The 17513-nt window shown below is 72.1% G+C and carries 19 protein-coding genes; 8 read left to right on the top strand and 11 right to left on the bottom strand.

Annotation, left to right across the window (positions count from 1 at the left end):
• Window positions 1-42 precede the first annotated feature (42 nt).
• On the bottom strand, window positions 43-639 hold the full coding sequence (locus QFZ74_RS20845) for a suppressor of fused domain protein (protein ID WP_307622315.1): 597 nt from the start codon (window positions 637-639) through the stop codon (window positions 43-45).
• Between the two features lie 510 nt (window positions 640-1149).
• Between QFZ74_RS20845 and QFZ74_RS20840 the strand changes: the two genes are divergently transcribed.
• Both QFZ74_RS20840 and QFZ74_RS20835 read left to right on the top strand, forming a co-directional pair.
• Entirely contained in the window at window positions 1150-2298 is a 1149-nt protein-coding gene (locus QFZ74_RS20840) for a magnesium and cobalt transport protein CorA (RefSeq protein WP_307622314.1), read from the top strand.
• A 70-nt stretch (window positions 2299-2368) separates the two neighbouring features.
• Window positions 2369-2890 carry a hypothetical protein gene (locus QFZ74_RS20835; RefSeq protein ID WP_307622313.1) on the top strand — a complete coding sequence of 174 codons (522 nt, stop codon included), beginning with the start codon at window positions 2369-2371 and terminating at the stop codon, window positions 2888-2890.
• Window positions 2891-2937: 47 nt separating this feature from the next.
• On the opposite strand, the gene QFZ74_RS20830 is transcribed toward QFZ74_RS20835, so the two are convergent.
• Window positions 2938-3684, bottom strand: coding sequence for a hypothetical protein (locus QFZ74_RS20830; protein WP_373462421.1), 747 nt, complete (start codon window positions 3682-3684; stop codon window positions 2938-2940).
• A gap of 232 nt (window positions 3685-3916) precedes the next feature.
• Between QFZ74_RS20830 and QFZ74_RS20825 the strand changes: the two genes are divergently transcribed.
• From QFZ74_RS20825 to QFZ74_RS20815, 3 genes are read left to right on the top strand one after another with little or no spacing between them, the layout of a single operon-like run.
• Window positions 3917-5215: a magnesium transporter MgtE N-terminal domain-containing protein gene (locus QFZ74_RS20825; RefSeq protein ID WP_307622311.1), complete on the top strand. Its 1299-nt coding sequence runs from the start codon at window positions 3917-3919 to the stop codon at window positions 5213-5215.
• Window positions 5205-5834, top strand: coding sequence for a DUF1003 domain-containing protein (locus QFZ74_RS20820; RefSeq protein ID WP_307622310.1), 630 nt, complete (start codon window positions 5205-5207; stop codon window positions 5832-5834). Before QFZ74_RS20825 ends, QFZ74_RS20820 begins: the two co-directional genes overlap by 11 nt.
• A gap of 44 nt (window positions 5835-5878) precedes the next feature.
• Entirely contained in the window at window positions 5879-7012 is a 1134-nt protein-coding gene (locus tag QFZ74_RS20815) for an Mrp/NBP35 family ATP-binding protein (protein WP_307622309.1), read from the top strand.
• 217 nt (window positions 7013-7229) lie between these two features.
• Here QFZ74_RS20815 and QFZ74_RS20810 read toward each other — a convergent pair whose 3' ends face one another.
• From QFZ74_RS20810 to sigE, 4 genes are all read right to left on the bottom strand, one after another.
• Entirely contained in the window at window positions 7230-7901 is a 672-nt protein-coding gene (locus QFZ74_RS20810; protein ID WP_307622308.1) for a hypothetical protein, read from the bottom strand.
• A 182-nt stretch (window positions 7902-8083) separates the two neighbouring features.
• Window positions 8084-8530, bottom strand: coding sequence for a sec-independent translocase (locus tag QFZ74_RS20805; protein ID WP_307622307.1), 447 nt, complete (start codon window positions 8528-8530; stop codon window positions 8084-8086).
• Window positions 8531-8797: 267 nt separating this feature from the next.
• On the bottom strand, window positions 8798-9733 hold the full coding sequence (locus QFZ74_RS20800; RefSeq protein WP_307622306.1) for an anti-sigma factor: 936 nt from the start codon (window positions 9731-9733) through the stop codon (window positions 8798-8800).
• Window positions 9730-10446 carry an RNA polymerase sigma factor SigE gene (gene sigE / locus QFZ74_RS20795; protein WP_307622305.1) on the bottom strand — a complete coding sequence of 239 codons (717 nt, stop codon included), beginning with the start codon at window positions 10444-10446 and terminating at the stop codon, window positions 9730-9732. Before sigE ends, QFZ74_RS20800 begins: the two co-directional genes overlap by 4 nt.
• Before the next feature lie 278 nt (window positions 10447-10724).
• On the opposite strand from sigE, the gene QFZ74_RS20790 reads away from it, so the two are divergent.
• Window positions 10725-11378 carry an O-methyltransferase gene (locus QFZ74_RS20790; protein WP_307624225.1) on the top strand — a complete coding sequence of 218 codons (654 nt, stop codon included), beginning with the start codon at window positions 10725-10727 and terminating at the stop codon, window positions 11376-11378.
• Between the two features lie 129 nt (window positions 11379-11507).
• On the opposite strand, the gene QFZ74_RS20785 is transcribed toward QFZ74_RS20790, so the two are convergent.
• On the bottom strand, window positions 11508-11675 hold the full coding sequence (locus QFZ74_RS20785) for a DUF3117 domain-containing protein (protein WP_018544333.1): 168 nt from the start codon (window positions 11673-11675) through the stop codon (window positions 11508-11510).
• A gap of 373 nt (window positions 11676-12048) precedes the next feature.
• Between QFZ74_RS20785 and QFZ74_RS20780 the strand changes: the two genes are divergently transcribed.
• Entirely contained in the window at window positions 12049-12852 is an 804-nt protein-coding gene (locus QFZ74_RS20780) for an enoyl-CoA hydratase/isomerase family protein (RefSeq protein ID WP_307622304.1), read from the top strand.
• Window positions 12853-13353: 501 nt separating this feature from the next.
• Here the strand turns inward: QFZ74_RS20780 and QFZ74_RS20775 are convergent.
• Complete coding sequence (locus tag QFZ74_RS20775; RefSeq protein ID WP_307622303.1) at window positions 13354-13950, bottom strand: DNA-3-methyladenine glycosylase I; 597 nt, start codon at window positions 13948-13950, stop codon at window positions 13354-13356.
• Window positions 13947-14297, bottom strand: coding sequence for a DivIVA domain-containing protein (locus tag QFZ74_RS20770; protein WP_307622302.1), 351 nt, complete (start codon window positions 14295-14297; stop codon window positions 13947-13949). Before QFZ74_RS20770 ends, QFZ74_RS20775 begins: the two co-directional genes overlap by 4 nt.
• A 140-nt stretch (window positions 14298-14437) precedes the next feature.
• On the opposite strand from QFZ74_RS20770, the gene folP reads away from it, so the two are divergent.
• A complete protein-coding gene (gene folP, locus QFZ74_RS20765) occupies window positions 14438-15298 on the top strand; it encodes a dihydropteroate synthase (protein WP_307622301.1) in 861 nt (286 codons plus the stop codon).
• 70 nt (window positions 15299-15368) lie between these two features.
• On the opposite strand, the gene QFZ74_RS20760 is transcribed toward folP, so the two are convergent.
• Together QFZ74_RS20760 and dapE are read right to left on the bottom strand one after the other, a co-directional pair.
• Window positions 15369-16127, bottom strand: coding sequence for a TIGR00730 family Rossman fold protein (locus QFZ74_RS20760; RefSeq protein ID WP_307622300.1), 759 nt, complete (start codon window positions 16125-16127; stop codon window positions 15369-15371).
• A 200-nt stretch (window positions 16128-16327) separates the two neighbouring features.
• Entirely contained in the window at window positions 16328-17407 is a 1080-nt protein-coding gene (gene dapE, locus QFZ74_RS20755) for a succinyl-diaminopimelate desuccinylase (RefSeq protein ID WP_307622299.1), read from the bottom strand.
• Window positions 17408-17513: the final 106 nt, after the last annotated feature.

Raw genomic sequence — 17513 nt, 5'->3', positions numbered from 1 at the left:
GGCACCAGCCGCCGTTGGTGAGATGGATCACGGTCGGACAGGTCAGTCCAGCGCGACGGAGCGGCGGGCCGGATCCCGCAGATCGGTGCCCTTCGCCAGCCAGCGCTCCTGGAGGGCCGGGGCGCCGTGCACACGCTTCCAAGCGGCCTCGTTCGCCGTCATCGGCAGCAGAGGGAGGAAGCGCACCGGGTCCATCGGATCGTCCAGTTCCAGGTCCTCGACGAGGCCGCCCGGTTCGGCGACCAGGACCGAGCTGAACGGAGCGCCGGGCCACAGCGGTTCCCCTACGTCGAGAGAGGCGCCGGGAGCCACCACGAGCCCTTCCACCTGCGGGGACGCGGCGAGCACGGCCAGCGGACGGAGCACCTTGCCGGTGTCGGCGACGCCCGCGCGGACCGAGAGGACCAGCTCGGCGCGGGGGCCCTTGACGGGGTCGGCGAGCGTCGCCGTGGGGTCCGTCATGGGGTTCGCCGACATGCCGAGGGTGGCGTAGCGGACCACGGGACCCTCGTGATCGCGGTCCTGGAAACGGAGTACCTCGACGCGGTCCGCGCCCAGGAACGTGACGGCGGCGCGCGCGTCCGGTTCGCCCAGCGCGGTCCTCAACCGTGCCTCGACCAGAGCAAGGACATCAACCATGCGGTGAGCATAGATCTCGTCAGTGACAGGCAAAGCGGCGCCTTGACACTTCGGGCGGCTGATACTGTGAGCCGGTGGCTCGGGACGGCACGTCAAGCGTCTGCGATCAGGTTCCGGCCCGGATGAATCTCCCTTACGAGGGACCGGCCGGAGGAGGTGGGGCTGCGATGGACCGAAGTCGACCGTGCAGTACCACGCGCTCTTCCGGCCTCTGACGTAGCCGCTCCGGCCCGCTCTGCCTGGCTGCCACCTCATCACTGCGCGCGCACTCCTGCCGCCTGCGGAAGAGCACTTCGTCTGTTTTGCCTGATCTGTCTGATCCGCAGCTGAACTGCACCCTGCTCTGCGTCAGTAGCCGAATCAGCAGTGAAGCCAGTCACCGCGACGGTGCGGTGCTCCCCGCTTTGTGGACGTGCCAGACATCCGCGGTCAGGACGTCCTCATTCCGGGTGGTTCCACCCGTCACCGCGGTTTCGTTGCGCTTCGCTGCGCGTTGCGAAGGAGCCCGCCATGTCGATGATCCGCGACCTGCGCGCCGCCGTCCGCCCGTCCCGCCCCTCGCTCCGCAAGGACGGCCCGCTCAAGGACGGTCTGCGCATGGACACCGGTCCGTACGACAGCACTCGCGACCCGTCGACGCCCTCGGCCGTCGTCGACTGCGCCGTCTACCGCGAGGGCGCCCGCGTCCCGAGCGAGGGCCCGCTGAGCCCGCAGGAGGCGATGCGGCAGGTACGCCGGGACGGCGGGTTCGTCTGGATCGGGCTGCACGAGCCGACCGAGGCCGAATTCTCGGGCATCGCAAGCGAGTTCGGGCTGCACCCGCTGGCCGTGGAGGACGCGGTGCAGGCGCACCAGCGCCCGAAGCTGGAGCGGTACGACGACTCGCTGTTCACCGTCTTCAAGACCATCCACTACGTCGAGCACGACCGGCTCACCGCCAACAGCGAGGTCGTGGAGACCGGCGAGGTCATGTGCTTCACCGGCCGGGACTTCTTCATCACCGTCCGGCACGGCGGGCAGGGCTCCCTGCGGGCGCTGCGGCACCGGCTCCAGGACGACCCCGAGCTGCTCGCCAAGGGCCCCTCGGCCGTGCTGCACGCCATCGCCGACCACGTCGTCGACGGCTACATGGCGGTCGTGGACGCGGTGCAGGACGACATCGACGACGTGGAGACCGAGGTCTTCTCGCCAGGCCGCAAGGGCGGGGTGTCGCGTGGTGTGGACTCGGCGCGGATCTACCAACTCAAGCGCGAGGTGCTGGAGTTCAAGCGCGCGGTCGCTCCGCTGCTGCGTCCCATGCAGCTGCTGAGCGAGCGTCCGATGCGGCTGATCGACCCGGACATCCAGAAGTACTTCCGCGACGTCGCCGACCACCTCGACCGCGTGCACGAGCAGGTCGTGGGCTTCGACGAACTGCTCAACTCCATCCTCCAGGCCAACCTCGCCCAGGCGTCGGTCGCCCAGAACGAGGACATGCGCAAGATCACGGCGTGGGCGGCGATCATCGCCGTACCGACCATGGTCTGCGGCGTCTACGGCATGAACTTCGAGCACATGCCCGAGCTGCACTGGAGGTACGGCTACCCGGGGATCATGGGCGTCACCGTGGTCATCTGTCTGGGCATCCACCGCACGTTGAAGCGCAACGGCTGGCTGTGAGGGCGGCGGCCCGGGGTCGCTGACGGCCGACGGCCGGGGGCCCGCCGGACGGCTGGATAGGCTTGGGCACATGACTAGCGAGCTGCTCGACCAGGCCCTCGTCGAGGAGGCCACCAAGAAGTCCGGCCTCATCTGGGTCAAGGGCGCCGGCGCTCCGGCCGCGCGGGCGCTGTGGCACGCCTGGCACGAGGGCGCGGCCTGTGTGGTCGGCGACGGCCCCGGCGAGCAGTCCCTGGCCGGACTGACCGACGGCGGCACCGCCGAGGTGGTCGTGCGCGGCAAGGACAAGGGCGGCCGGCTGGTCGACTGGACGGCGACGGTGTCCGAGCTGGCGCCGGGCTCCCCCGAGTGGGAGGCGACGGTCGCGGAGCTGAAGGGCAAGCGCCTCAACGCGTCCGACGGCGAGGCCATGACGGGCCGCTGGGCGCGCGAGTGCCGGGTGCTGCGCCTGGTCCCGACGGGCGGGCTCCTTCCGCTGCCGGACGGCTCCCTCGCCGAGCCTCCGATGCCGACCCCGGCGACGACGCGTCAGCCGATCCCGGCGGGGCTGCCCCGGCTGCTCCTGAAGCGGCGCGGACGCAAGCGGGCGTAGCGCCTCTCGTCACGAAAGACCCTGGTCACGGCACACGGCCGCCGCCGTCAGGACGACGGCAGTTGCTGCCCGTAGTCCACGGTGTCGTCTCCCGCGGGCTCCTTCAGGGCGAAGTCCTTGCCCCAGTCGGAGAAGCTGAGCGTGCCCGCGTGACCGCCACGCACCAGGCGCAGCGGGTACGGCTTGCCCTCCAGGGAGACGTCGAGGGTGCCGCCCGAGCCGTGGTCGCCGGTGATGCGGACGGTGCGCACACCGGACGCCTCGTGGTGGCCGTCCGTGGCCAGCTTGCCGTGCAGGGGCAGCAGTCCGCCGAGGAGGACGCCCTTGTCGGTGAAGCCGCTGAACTTCTTGTACACCGGGTCGTCCTGCGGCACCTTCACGTACTTGCCGCCCAGCTTGTCCGCGGTCGCCGAGCCGCCGCCGCCGGCGTGCTTCCAGAAGGCGGCGTCGGCCTTCAGATACAGCTCCTTGCCGATGCGCACCAGCTTGAACGCGCTCCCCTTCGCGGTGACCGACCCCGTTCCGCCGTCGTCCTTCAGCTGCATGTCCAGCGTGTACGTCCGTCCGGCGGCGACCACCGTCCCCGACAGCCGCACCGCCCCGGCCGCGTCCGCCGCCGTACGGGTCTTCGTCTGGATCTTGGCGGCCGACAGCCGGCCCACCCCATTGGTCCCGGCGTCCGGGTCCGCGTCGCCGCCGCACCCCGAGAGCGCCACCGTCCCCGCCACGACCAGCGCACACATCGCGATCCTCGGTGCGGCGCGGCGCGTTCGGCCCTGGGGAGTCACAGTCACGGGCGGGGCTGCCTTTCTGGCGGTCCTGGGGGGGCGTACCGCAGCGTACCGGGGCTGCGGCGACGCGGCGGAGCCAGTCCGTCCGGACCGCTCACCAGGGCGTACCGGATCAGGACGGGCTAGCCTGAACCCCACTGAGCGGGCCATTGGGACAAGGAGCGCGTACAGCGGCACTTCGGATGTCGCTTCGGACGAGAAGGACGCCGCACGAGGTCGTCAAGGGAGTACAGCCATGGCAGCCGGCGCCCCCCGGATCTTCGTCTCGCACCTCGCCGGTGTCCCCGTCTTCGATCCGAACGGCGACCTGGTGGGCCGGGTGCGGGACCTGGTCGTGATGCTGCGCGTCGGCAAGCGGCCGCCGCGGCTGCTCGGGCTGGTCGTCGAACTGCCCACCCGGCGCCGCATCTTCCTGCCCATGACCCGGGTGACCAGCATCGAGTCCGGGCAGGTCATCGCCACCGGCGTGCTCAACGTGCGCCGCTTCGAGCAGCGGCCCACCGAGCGCCTCGTCTTCGGGGAACTGCTCGACCGGCGGGTCAGGCTCGACGAGACCGGCGAGGAGGTCACCGTCCTGGACCTGTCGGTGCAGCAGCTGCCGGCCCGCCGGGACTGGGAGGTCGACCGGCTCTTCGTCCGCAAGGGCAAGAAGGGCGGCGCCTTCCGGCGGGCCAAGGGCGAGACGCTGACGGTCCCCTGGTCGGACGTCACCGGCTTCGCCCTGGAGGAGCACGGGCAGGGCGCCGAGAACCTGCTCGCCACCTTCGAGCAGCTGCGCCCCGCCGACCTCGCCAACGTCCTGCACCACCTCTCCGCCAAGCGCCGTGCCGAGGTCGCCGCCGCTCTCGACGACGACCGTCTGGCCGACGTCCTGGAGGAGCTCCCGGAGGACGACCAGATCGAGATCCTCGGCAAGCTGAAGGAGGAGCGCGCGGCGGACGTCCTGGAGGCCATGGACCCCGACGACGCGGCCGACCTCCTCTCCGAGCTCCCGGAGGCCGACAAGGAGCGGCTGCTGAGCCTGATGGCGCCCGACGACGCGGCGGACATGCGGCGCCTGATGCAGTACGAGGAGCACACCGCCGGCGGTCTCATGACCACCGAGCCGATCGTGCTGCGGCCGGACGCGACCGTCGCCGACGCCCTCGCCCGCGTCCGCAACCCCGACCTGTCCCCCGCCCTCGCCGCCCAGGTCTACGTCTGCCGCCCGCCCGACGAGACGCCGACCGGCAAGTACCTGGGCACCGTCCACTTCCAGCGCCTGCTGCGCGACCCGCCGTACACCCTGGTCAGCTCGCTGGTCGACGACGAGCTCCAGACGCTCGCCCCGGACGCCGCGCTGCCCGTGATCGCCGGGTTCTTCGCCGCGTACGACATGGTCGCGGGGCCCGTCGTCGACGAGTCCGGGTCGCTGCTGGGCGCGGTGACCGTGGACGACGTCCTCGACCACATGCTCCCCGACGACTGGCGGGAGACGGAGTTCCACCTCGACGAGAGCCCGGCGGAGGAGGGGGCGGGCACGAATGGCTCCTGAGCGGGAGAGCACGCGCGAGCGCACCCCGGCGGGGGCCACCGCCGCGCCGCGGCCGCAGCGCGCCCGGCTCGACCAGCCGCGCGCGCCCAAGCGCCGGATCCTGCCCGAATGGGACCCGGAGGCCTTCGGGCGGCTGTCGGAGAAGATCGCCCGCTTCATCGGCACCGGACGGTTCCTCGTCTGGATGACGGTCGTGATCATCGTGTGGGTGCTGTGGAACGTCAGCGCGCCGCGGCACCTGCGCTTCGACGAGTTCCCGTTCATCTTCCTGACGCTGGCCCTGTCGCTCCAGGCGTCCTACGCGGCCCCGCTGATCCTGCTCGCGCAGAACCGGCAGGACGACCGCGACCGGGTGAACCTCGAACAGGACCGCAAGCAGAACGAGCGGTCGATCGCGGACACCGAGTACCTGACCCGGGAGATCGCCGCGCTGCGCATGGGGCTCGGCGAGGTGGCGACCCGCGACTGGATCCGCTCCGAGCTCCAGGACCTGGTCAGGGAGCTGGAGGAGAAGCGGCAGCAGGACGGGGAGGTTCCCTACCCGGCGGAGCTGCCGGGGCGTCCGGAGCCACCCGAGCGGCGGCAACAACGGCCGGTACGTGACACAGACGACCGCTGAGAGGTCTTTCCGTGGCCCCCACCGTGCGCCGTACCATCAGTGCTATGGCTACGGAAGACGCGGTGCGCGAGGCACTGGCGACGGTGAACGACCCCGAGATCAACCGCCCCATCACCGAACTCGGGATGGTCAAATCGGTGGAGATCGGTGACGACGGAGCGGTCGCGGTCACCGTGTACCTGACGGTCTCCGGCTGTCCGATGCGCGACACGATCACGCAGCGCGTGACCGAGGCGGTCTCCGGCGTCGACGGGGTCACCCGGGTCGACGTCACGCTCGATGTGATGAGCGACGAGCAGCGCAAGGAGCTGGCGGCGGCCCTGCGCGGCGGCCAGGCCGAGCGCGAGGTCCCCTTCGCCAAGCCGGGCAACCTCACCCGGGTGTACGCGGTCGCCTCCGGCAAGGGCGGCGTCGGCAAGTCCTCCGTGACGGTGAACCTGGCGGCCGCGATGGCGGCGGACGGTCTGAAGGTCGGTGTCGTCGACGCCGACATCTACGGCCACAGCGTGCCGCGCATGCTCGGCGCCGACGGCCGGCCCACCCAGGTCGAGAACATGATCATGCCGCCCTCGGCCAATGGCGTGAAGGTCATCTCGATCGGCATGTTCACCCCGGGCAACGCCCCGGTCGTGTGGCGCGGCCCGATGCTGCACCGCGCGCTCCAGCAGTTCCTGGCGGACGTGTACTGGGGCGACCTGGACGTCCTGCTGCTCGACCTGCCGCCGGGCACCGGCGACATCGCCATCTCCGTGGCCCAGCTGATCCCGAACGCCGAGATCCTGGTCGTGACCACGCCGCAGCAGGCGGCTGCCGAGGTGGCCGAGCGCGCGGGCTCGATCGCGGTGCAGACGCACCAGAAGATCGTGGGCGTCGTCGAGAACATGTCGGGTCTGCCCTGCCCGCACTGCGACGAGATGGTCGACGTGTTCGGCACAGGCGGCGGCCAGACGGTCGCCGACGGCCTGAGCCGCACGACCGGCACGACGGTCCCGGTCCTCGGCTCCATCCCCATCGACGTCCGTCTGCGCGAGGGCGGCGACGACGGCAGGCCGGTCGTCCTGAGCGACCCGGACTCCCCGGCGGGCTCGGCCCTGCGCGCCATCGCGGGCAAGCTGGGCGGCCGTCAGCGCGGTCTGTCGGGCCTGTCCCTGGGCATCACGCCGAGGAACAAGTTCTAGAGCCACACAGCCGGCTCAAGGGCAGCCGACGCAGGGGCGCGGGACTGTGTCCGATTTGCGGCTCCGCCGCGATGGGGGTACCTCCCTGCTCGAACGAAGTCGAGAGCTTTGGGGGAGCGACCAGCCACATGCGCCCCGCACCCGCGACACCACATCAAGCCCTACGGCGAAGGGGCGCCGCGAACCAACGGCGCCCCTTTCCGCTGGGCCCCACCGGCTAGGCGTAGGCGTTGATGTCCTTGATCATGGCGAAGCCAAGACCGTAGGCGCTCATCCCGCGCCCGTACGCGCCCAGGTGCACGCCCTCCTGGGTCGACCCGGCGAGGACCCAGCCGAACTCGGACTCCCGGTAGTGGAAGAGCGTCGGCACGCCGTCGACCGGCAGGGACAGCGTCGACCAGGCCGGGCCGGACAGGTCGTCGGCCAGCACCCAGGCGGTCTCCGTCTGCTGCTCCAGCCAGTCGTCGCGCAGGGTGTGGTCCATCTGCCCGGGCCAGGTGAACGTCAGCAGCCCCACGCCCGCCAGCCACGCCGCCGAGGACACCGAGGTGGCCTCCAGCAGTCCCGTGCCGTCGGCGCTGCGGCGTACGGGGTTGGCGGCCACGGTGACGACCACGGCGAACTTCTCGCGCGGGTCGGACGCGGACGCGGCCGTGTGCTCGTTGCGCACGGAGGGTTCGTCACCGTGCCCGGTCGAGCCGTGCTGGACGGCGCCGTCGGCTGCCGTACCGACCTGCATGAGCCAGCGCGGCCCCGTGAAGGCCTCGTCCAGGCCGTACCACGGGAAGGGCGCCAGCAGGTAGCCGTCGACGCTGCGCCGGGCCGAGGCGGACTGCCGGCCGCCCTCGGTGGCCGACGCCTGCCCGGCTGCCCTACTTGTCGTCTCCATGTACCCGGACGCCTCCTCGCTCTGGTCGGACCGCGGCGGCCCGCCCCCCTTCGGGCGGCCTTGCATGTCTGCGTACGGTCCGCGCAACAACTCGGCAGCATAACCACACCTGTGGGAGCGGCTGGGAAACCGCCCGGCGGGTGGGTCGTGCGGACGGCGGGATCACGCCGTGCGTACGACGGTCAGGTGGCGTCCGCGTCGTAGGGCGGGCGCTCCTGGCCGGCGGGTTCCTCGGGCTTCTTGGTCATGTCGACGCGCGGGGCGGAGGCGGACGGGACGGAGGCGGACGGGGCGGGCAACCCGCCGCCGTGGCCGTTGACCGCGTCGGTGACCTCGGCCATCTCCTTCTTCAGGTCGAAGCTGCCACGGAGCTCGTTCAGCCCCAGCTCGTCCTTCTCCATCTGCTTGCGGAGGAAGGTCTTGGGGTTGAGGTCCTCGAACTCGAAGTCCTTGAAGTCGGGACCCAGTTCGCTGCGGATGTCGTGCTTGGCGCTCTCGGAGAACTCGCGGATCTTCCGGATCGTCCGCATGGTGTCCTGAATGACCTTCGGGAGCTTGTCGGGCCCGAAGACGAGCACTGCGAGCACGATGATCGTCACCAGCTCGAGCGGTCCTATGTCATTGAACACCTGAAGCTCCTTGCGATGTCCTCGGCCCTCGGCCCTCAGCCCCTCGGCGGTCTGTGTCGCGGGGTCTGCCGTGGTCCGGGCCGGGTCCACGGTACCCGGCACACCTGGCCGACCGGTACTGTGCCGGGCGCTCCTCGGGCGTGCGGGCTCGGGCTTTCCGCGTTGTTTGCCTTACGGGGCCGCGGGCGATCGCCCTGACCTGCGGGGTTGCCCTGCGCCGCGCCGGCCGCGGTCCCTGGGGCCGGGGCCGGCGTGCTGCGCGGCGGGTCAGGGAGAGGACGTCGTGCCGGTCGCGGGCGCGGAGAGCAGGCCGGCCGTGGCGGACTCGGTGGCCGCGGGCCACGAGGTGAGGATGACCGGCGGAGGGGTGCTGAGCGGGCGTATGAGCGGGGACGTGACGGCCGCGCCGGGCGCGGTCGGGGGGTTCACTACGTCCTGGCGCTGCCCGAAGGGGCCCGTGATCCCGGGCAGCAGTGGCGCCGACATCAGGGTCGGCGGCGCCGGGGTCGCCGCGAACGCGGTGCTCTGGGCGAGCAGCGGCGCGGCCGAGCGGCGGCGCTGCGCGTCGGGAGTGGCCGCCCCGCCGGAGCCGGTCGTACGCGCCGGGGTCATGTTGCTCTCCGCGCCGGTGCCGCCGCGGGCGTCCGTCCCGGCGGCGCCGGGCAGGCCGGCGGTCACGCCGCCGAGGGCGACCGCGGCCAGCGACACCGCGCCGGCGGCGACGAAGGCGAACCGCATCCCGCGCGAGGCGGGGCGGTCGGCGTCCGGGCGTCCGACGGGGTGGATACGGAAACCGCGGTCGGCGGCGGGGTCGTGCGGGCGGGCGGGGACGTAGCCGAACTCGAAGCGGTCCTCCCGGCCCACGCCGAAGACGCCGGTGCCCGGCCCGGAGAGCCGGTCGGAGAACGCGGCACCGCCCAGCGGCGAGCCGCCGCCCGGCTCGCCCGAGCCGCCGCCGGGCAGGCCCTGGAGGCGGGCGAGGAAGCTCTCGGAGGGCGGCGGGGGTGCCGCCTCCGCGAAGACGTTCTTCAGACGGCGCTGTGCGTCCGCCTCCGCCCTGCACTTGGCGCAGGTGGCCAGATGGGCCAGCACGCGGTCGCGGGCGTCATGACCGAGCTCTCCGTCGATGAGCGCGGAGAGCCGGTCTCCCAGGTGCTGCTCTGCGAGGTGTCCCAGCGCAGGCTTCGGCCATGATCCACTCACGCGGGCGCGCCCCCTCCTCCCAGGACGGGCACGCGGGGCACGAAGGAGCGGGAGCGCCGCTCGGCGGCCCGGGCCTGGGGCGAACGGTGCGCGAGCGCCTTGCGGAGCTGGGAGCGGCCACGATGGATGCGGGAGCGGACCGTGCCGAGCTTCACGCCGAGGGTCGCGGCGATCTCCTCGTACGACAGTCCCTCGATGTCGCACAGGACGACGGCGGCGCGGAACTCGGGCGCGAGGGTGTCGAGGGCCTGCTGGACGTCGGCGTCGAAGTGCGCGTCGTTGAGGACCTGCTGCGGGGTGGGCTCACGGCTCGGCAGCCGCTCCGCCGCGTCCTCGCCGAGGGCGTCGAAGCGGATGCGCTGCTTGCGCCGGACCATGTCCAGGAAGAGGTTCGTGGTGATGCGGTGCAGCCAGCCCTCGAAGGTGCCCGGCGTGTAGGTCGACAGGGAGCGGAAGACGCGGACGAAGACCTCCTGGGTGAGGTCCTCGGCGTCGTGCTGGTTGCCCGTGAGGCGGTAGGCCAGGCGGTAGACGCGGCCACTGTGCGTGCTGACGATCTCCTCCCAGGAGGGCGGAGTCCACGCCTGGGCATCGGCGTCGCTGGCGAAGGTCGCGGTCTGGGCGACGTCGGCGTCGGCGGTGGCGTGGCTGTGGTCAGCGGTGTCGTTCACGGATTTCGGCCTGCCCGGCGATCCGAGGAAGCGCCGTAGCACTCCTCCTCGGCCCACGGGCGCAGCCGCACCTCCCCTGTCGGCTCTGGTGGTGTCCAGTGGAGCCCCTACCATAGCCACCTCGTCCGTTAGCTCCGGATAAGCGGTTTTACCAGAATTTGATCCGGGCGCGCCCGGCTGGTGCGTCTGCGTCAGCACTTGCTCCGCGTCCTGTCCCACCTCTTACCCCCCGTCGCGTCCCCTGTATCTCCTCCAACCCTCTAAACGCCCGGTCCCATCTGCGGGTTCCCGAGGCCAACGGATACAGTCACGCCGAGGCAATCAGGGGACGGGAGAGGGTCATTACCGCCAACCGGCAGACGAGCTGGGCGTTCGCCGACGCCTATGTCGCCGAGGACGAGGCGCTGCACTGGGCCCGCGACCGGGCCCGGGAGGCAGGGCTGCGCTCGGTGTCGCCCAGCACGGGCGCCGCGCTCGGGTTGCTCGCCGCGACCGTGGACGCGAAGGCGGTGGCGGAGATCGGTACCGGTTGCGGCGTGTCGGGGCTGCATCTGCTGTGCGGGATGCGTCCGGACGGCGTGCTGACCACCGTGGACCCCGAGCCGGAGCACCAGCAGTTCGCCCGGCAGGCCTTCCGGGCCTGCGGCTTCGCCAGCAACCGGGCCCGTTTCATCCCGGGGCGCGCCCTGGACGTGCTGCCCCGGCTCGCGGACGCCGGTTACGACCTCGTCTTCTGCGACGGCGACCGGCTGGAGTACCCCGACTATCTAGCTGAATCGTTGCGCCTGCTGCGACCGGGCGGCCTGGTGGTCTTCGAGGGCGTCTTCACCAACGGCCGGACCGTGGACTCGGGGCCGCAGCCGACCGAGGTGCTGCGGGTGCGGGAGCTGCTGCGCACGGTGCGGGAGAGCGACGAGCTGATGCCGTCGCTGCTGCCGGTGGGCGACGGGCTGCTGTGCGCCGTCAAGCGCTGACGTGACATGGCGCCGGGCCGGCGGCCCGACCGACGGCCCGGCTCACGGACTACCCGCGCCGGAAACGCGGCTGCCCCGGCACCGATGACTCATGGTGCCGGGGCAGCCGAAAGGCTGGTCGCCCGCGCGTCAGACGACGACCTTCTTGAGGGCGTCGCCGAGCGCTTCGGCCTCGTCCGGGGTCAGCTCGACGACGAGTCGACCGCCGCCTTCGAGCGGAACGCGCATGACGATGCCCCGCCCCTCCTTGGTCACCTCGAGCGGGCCGTCGCCCGTCCGCGGCTTCATGGCCGCCATGCTCGTTCCCCTTCCTGAAACCAGCTCATCGTCTGCCGACGGCCCGGGAAAGGGCACCCGCTGTCCGTGAGACGGACACACGACACCGGCATCGAACACATTGCTTCCAGGCCATTATCCCGCATCCCAGGACCCGATGACCAACATCAGTCGGCATCGCTTGCGCAACGCGCGCGAGCAAAACCACTCAATTCGGGGATGTGACTGCGATACTGCGCGACCGCGCGCACGCCCCTGGAGCCGATCCGTGCGGGATTTGTTTGACGCAGGTCACATGAAGGGGTCGGCCCAGGGGCGGGGATCTCCGCCATGCTGTCCTCAGACAACGACGTACCGAGCGGTACGTCAGAGCTGTGAACCGGAGGGACGCGCCATGGCCGACACCGTGCTCTACGAGGTGAGCGACGGGCTCGCGACGATCACGTTGAACCGCCCCGAGGCGATGAACGCGCTGAACATCGCGACGAAGGTCGCCCTCCGGGAGGCCGCCGAGGCCGCCGCCACCGACGACGCGGTGCGGGCGATCCTGCTGACGGCGGCCGGGGACCGGGCGTTCTGCGTGGGCCAGGACCTCAAGGAGCACATCGGGCTGCTGGCGGCCGACCGGGAGTCGGGCTCCGGACAGACGATGAGCACGGTCAGCGAGCACTACAACCCGATCGCCCGGGCCCTCGTCGGGGCGCCGAAGCCGGTCGTCGCCGCGGTGAACGGCGTCGCGGCCGGGGCGGGCTTCGGCTTCGCGCTCGCGGCGGACTACCGGGTGGTGGCGGACACGGCGTCCTTCAACACGTCGTTCGCGGGGGTCGCCCTGACCGCCGACTCCGGCATCTCGTGGACGCTGCCCCGGATCATCGGCCCGGCCCGCGCCACCGACCTGCTGCTCTTCCCGCGCACCATCAGCGCCCAGGAGGCGTACGACCTCGGGATCGCCCAGCGCGTGGTGCCCTCGACCGACCTGCGCACGGAGGCGGAGAAGATCGCCCGCAAGCTCGCCCAGGGCCCGACGGTGGCGTACGCCGCCCTGAAGGAATCGGTGGCCTACGGCCTCACCCACTCCCTCACCGAGACCCTGGAGAAGGAGGACGAACTCCAGGCTCGGGCGGGCCAGTCCGAGGACCATGCCATCGCGGTCCAGGCCTTCGTCAACAAGGAAAAGCCGAAGTACCTGGGCCGCTGACCCCTCCGAGCAGCGCCGGGCGAGCTCTCAGCAAGCCCGGCGCTTCTCACTTCCGGGGAGCGGAGGCGCCTCGACGCCCCGGGCGAGCGGCCCCGGCCCCCGCGGGGCGTCTCTGCCCTCGCCGGGCGAGCGGCCCAGGCCCCCGCGGGCCCTGGCTCGCCCTCAGCACGCGTGCAGAGGGGCTTTCTTCGCCAACGCCGTGCCGGCGAGTCCCGCCATCTGCGGGGCCGGACGGCCGACCGAGGGCGCAGCCGCCGACCCGCAACCGCCGGATCAAGGGGGACCAGCCCGATGGCCCCACGGCTCGACGCCCACCCGAACGGCGGCCCCGCAGCCCCGACGGCCCTTCGCCACCAGACACAGGGGCTTCTTTCACCCGTGCCGTGCCAGCCAGTCCGGCCAGTCCGGCCATCTGCCCCGCAACCGCCGACTAATCGGGGCCCGGCCCCGCCGGCCCCCGCCCCGCGCCCACCGAACCGGCACCCTGAACGTACAAACCGCTCAGCTGGCCCCGTTCTCGCGGGCCGTGCAGTCTGCCAGGTGGTCGTTGACCAGGCCGCATGCCTGCATGAGGGCGTAGGCCGTGGTGGGGCCTACGAAGCGGAGGCCCTTTTTCTTGAGGGCCTTGGAGAGGGCCGTGGACTCGGAGGTGACCGCCGCGACGTCGTCGAGGCTCTTCGGGGCCGGGAGCGAGGCCGGCGCGTGGGACCAGATCAGGGTGTCCAGGTCGTCCGGGGACCAGTCGGCCAGCACGCGCGCGTTGGCGAGCGTGGCGTCGATCTTCGCGCGGTTGCGGATGATGCCGGGGTCGGCGAGCAGCCGCTCGCGGTCGGCGTCGGTGAACTCCGCGACCTCGGCGATCCGGAACCCGGCGAAGGCCGCGCGGAAGCCGGGCCGGCGGCGCAGGATCGTGATCCAGGACAGGCCCGACTGGAAGGCCTCCAGGCTGAGGCGCTCGAAGAGGGCGTCGTCGCCGTGGACGGGGCGGCCCCACTCCTCGTCGTGGTACGCCACGTAGTCCTCGGTGGACAGCGCCCAGGGGCAGCGCAGCGCGCCGTCCGCCCCGGCCACGGCCGCGCGGGGTCGTTCCACGCTCACTGCTCGTCCTCCTGCGCGGGCTTGCCCGGCCGGCCCTGTGAGGCGTCCCGGGCTCCGGCCAGCGCCGCCTCCAGGTCGGCGATCCGGGCGTCCCGCTCGGCCAGTTCGGCGCCGAGGCGGCCGAGGGCGTCGTCCACGTCCGCCATGCGGTAGCCGCGCGCGGCGAGCGGGAAGCGGAGGCTCTCCACGTCCGCCCGGCCCACCGGCCGGTCCGGCGGCAGCGGACCATGGAGCCGCTCCGGCACCGCCTCCGGCAGCGGACCGCTCTCGCCGCCGCCCACCACGGCGAGTGTCACCGCGGCGACCACCACGGCGAGCGCGACGACCAGGAAAAAGAACATCACCATCGCTGGGCCCCCACGCTCAATGCTCGTTGTGCTCATTGTCGAATGTGTCAGGCTCCGATCGTGCCATGCGAGGCTGACAGTCGGAGTCGCAGGCAACCGTAAGCCGCGACGAACGACGCACGAGGAAGAGGTCACAGGGGATGCTCAGGCTGGGCAGGCGGGAATTCGAGCCGCACGAGCCGGTGATCATGGCGATCGTCAACCGGACCCCGGACTCCTTCTACGACCAGGGAGCCACCTTCCGCGACGAGCCGGCGCTCGCGCGCGTGGAGCAGGCGGTGACCGAGGGCGCCGCGATCATCGACATCGGCGGGGTGAAGGCGGGCCCCGGCGAGGAGGTCACCGCCGAGGAGGAGGCGCGCCGCACCGTCGGCTTCGTGGCCGAGGTCCGGCGGCGCTTCCCCGACGTGATCATCAGCGTGGACACCTGGCGGGCCGAGGTCGGCGAGGCCGTGTGCGAGGCCGGCGCCGACCTGCTGAACGACGCCTGGGGCGGCGTCGACCCGGGCCTCGCGGAGGTCGCCGCCCGCCACCAGGTGGGCCTCGTCTGCACGCACGCGGGCGGCGTGGAGCCGCGGACCCGGCCGCACCGGACGACGTACGACGACGTCATGGCCGACATCCTCGACGTGACCGTGGGCCTGGCCGAGCGGGCGGTCGCGCTCGGCGTGCCGCGGGAGTCGGTGCTGATCGACCCCGGGCACGACTTCGGGAAGAACACGCGGCACAGCCTGGAGGCGACCCGCAGGCTGGACGAGATGGTGGCGACCGGCTGGCCGGTGCTGGTGTCGCTGTCCAACAAGGACTTCGTCGGCGAGACGCTGGACCGCCCCGTGAAGGAGCGGGTGATCGGAACGCTGGCGACGACCGCGGTGTCGGCGTGGCTGGGGGCGCAGGTCTACCGCGTCCACGAGGTCGCGGAGACCCGCCAGGTCCTGGACATGGTGGCGTCCATCGCGGGCCACCGGCCGCCGGCGGTGGCCCGCCGCGGCCTGGCGTGAGGCAGCGGTAGCTGCGCGCGGGCCCGCGCCCGGTCTCCCGGACGCGGACCCGCGTGCACGACGCACGCCCCTAGCGGGCGGCTTCCTTCGACACCAGGGCGACCGCCTCGTCCACGTCGTCCGTCACGTGGAACAGCAGCAGGTCCTTCTCGGAGGCCTTGCCCTGGGCGACCAGGGTGTTGCGCAGCCAGTCGACCAAGCCACCCCAGTACTCGGTGCCGAACAGCACGATGGGGAAGCGGGTGACCTTCTCGGTCTGGACCAGGGTGAGGGCCTCGAAGAGTTCGTCCAGCGTGCCGAGGCCGCCGGGCAGGACCACGAAGCCCTGCGCGTACTTCACGAACATCATCTTGCGGACGAAGAAGTAGCGGAAGTTCAGGCCGATGTCGACGTGGGGGTTCAGCCCCTGCTCGAAGGGCAGCTCGATGCCGAGGCCCACCGAGATGCCGCCCGCCTCCAGGGCGCCCTTGTTGGCGGCCTCCATGGCGCCGGGGCCGCCGCCGGTGATCACGGCCCAGCCCGCCTCGACCAGCGCCCGGCCCAGCCGCACCCCGGTCTCGTACTCGGGCGAGCCCACGAGCGTACGCGAGGAGCCGAACACGCTGATCGCGGGCGGCAGTTCGGCCAGCGTGCCGAAGCCCTCGATGAACTCCGACTGGATGCGCAGGACCCGCCAGGGGTCGGTGTGGACCCAGTCGGAGGGAGCACGCTCGTCCAGCAGCCGCTGGTCCGTGGTGCCCGGAGTCACCTGCGCGCGCCGTCGGAGGACCGGTCCCAGGCGCTGCTCCTCCGGTGGCTTCTTCTTGCCCTCGGGGTTGCCAGTAGCCATGTGCGCTCCCTCCGCGATCGGGGATCGGGACCTCCCCCGCCCGGACCGGGGCCCGGGCGGGCGAGACGTTCCAGCTCAGCGTAGATCGATGCGTGTGACGGACGGGGGACGTGCGTATGTCCGCCACGCGGCGCCGTCGCGTCCGCGCGCCGTCGCATCCGGGCACGGCGCCGTCGCGTCCGTGCATCGACGCGCCCGGGTCAGCTCGTCAGCCACGCGCGCAGCCGGGCCTCTCCGGCGAGGATCTTCCCCGTGTCGACCCGTTCGTCACGCTTGTGGGCCAAGTGCGGGTTGCCGGGGCCGTAGTTGACCGCCGGGACGCCGAGGGCGGAGAAGCGGGAGACGTCCGTCCAGCCGTACTTGGGGCGCGGGGCGCCACCGACCGCCTCGATGAAGGCCGCGGCGGCGGGGTGGGACAGTCCGGGCAGCGCGCCGCCGCTGTGGTCGTCGACGACGATCTCCTCCACGCCGCAGTCCGCGAAGACCTCGCGGACGTGGGCGAGCGCCTCCTCCTCCGTACGGTCGGGCGCGTAGCGGAAGTTGACCGTGACGACGCACTCGTCGGGGATCACGTTGCCCGCCACCCCGCCGGAGATGCCCACGGCGTTCAGGCCCTCGCGGTACTCCAGGCCGTCGATCACCGGGTAGCGCGGCTCGTACGACGCCAGGCGGGCCAGGATCGGGGCGGCGGCGTGGATCGCGTTGGCGCCCAGCCAGCCGCGCGCCGAGTGGGCCCGCTCGCCCTTGGTCTTCAGCAGGACCCGCAGGGTGCCCTGGCAGCCGCCCTCGACCTCGCCGTCGGAAGGCTCCAGCAGCACCGCGAAGTCGCCCTGGAGCCACTCGGGATGGGCCTCGGCGACGTGCTTGAGTCCGTTCAGCTCGGCGGCGACCTCCTCGTTGTCATAGAAGACGAAGGTCAGGTCGCGGTTGGGCTCGGGCACGGTGGCCGCGATGCGCAGCTGCACCGCCACCCCGGCCTTCATGTCGCAGGTGCCGCAGCCCCACAGGACCCCGTCCTCGTCGAGGCGCGAGGGGAGATTGTCCGCGATCGGCACGGTGTCGATGTGGCCGGCCAGGATCACGCGCTCGGGCCGGCCCAGGTTCGTCCGGGCGATCACGTTGTTGCCGTACCGGTCGACCGTCAGGTGCGGCAGGGCGCGCAGGGCGGCCTCGATCGCGTCGGCGAGGGGCTTCTCCGTGCCGCTCTCCGAGGGGAGGTCGACGAGCCGCGCGGTGAGCGCGGCGGCGTCCAGCGTGAGGTCAAGCGAGGTGTCGGCCATGACTCCGACCCTAACGCGGCGCCCGTTCCGACGCTGTTCATCAGCGCTTCACGCCCCGCACAGCACCCGGCTCGGACGCCTCAACGGCCTCCAGTACCTTGTACGA

Source organism: Streptomyces sp. V3I7, from assembly GCF_030817495.1.
GTDB lineage: Bacteria > Actinomycetota > Actinomycetes > Streptomycetales > Streptomycetaceae > Streptomyces.
This window is presented reverse-complemented; position numbering and strand designations above follow the sequence as displayed.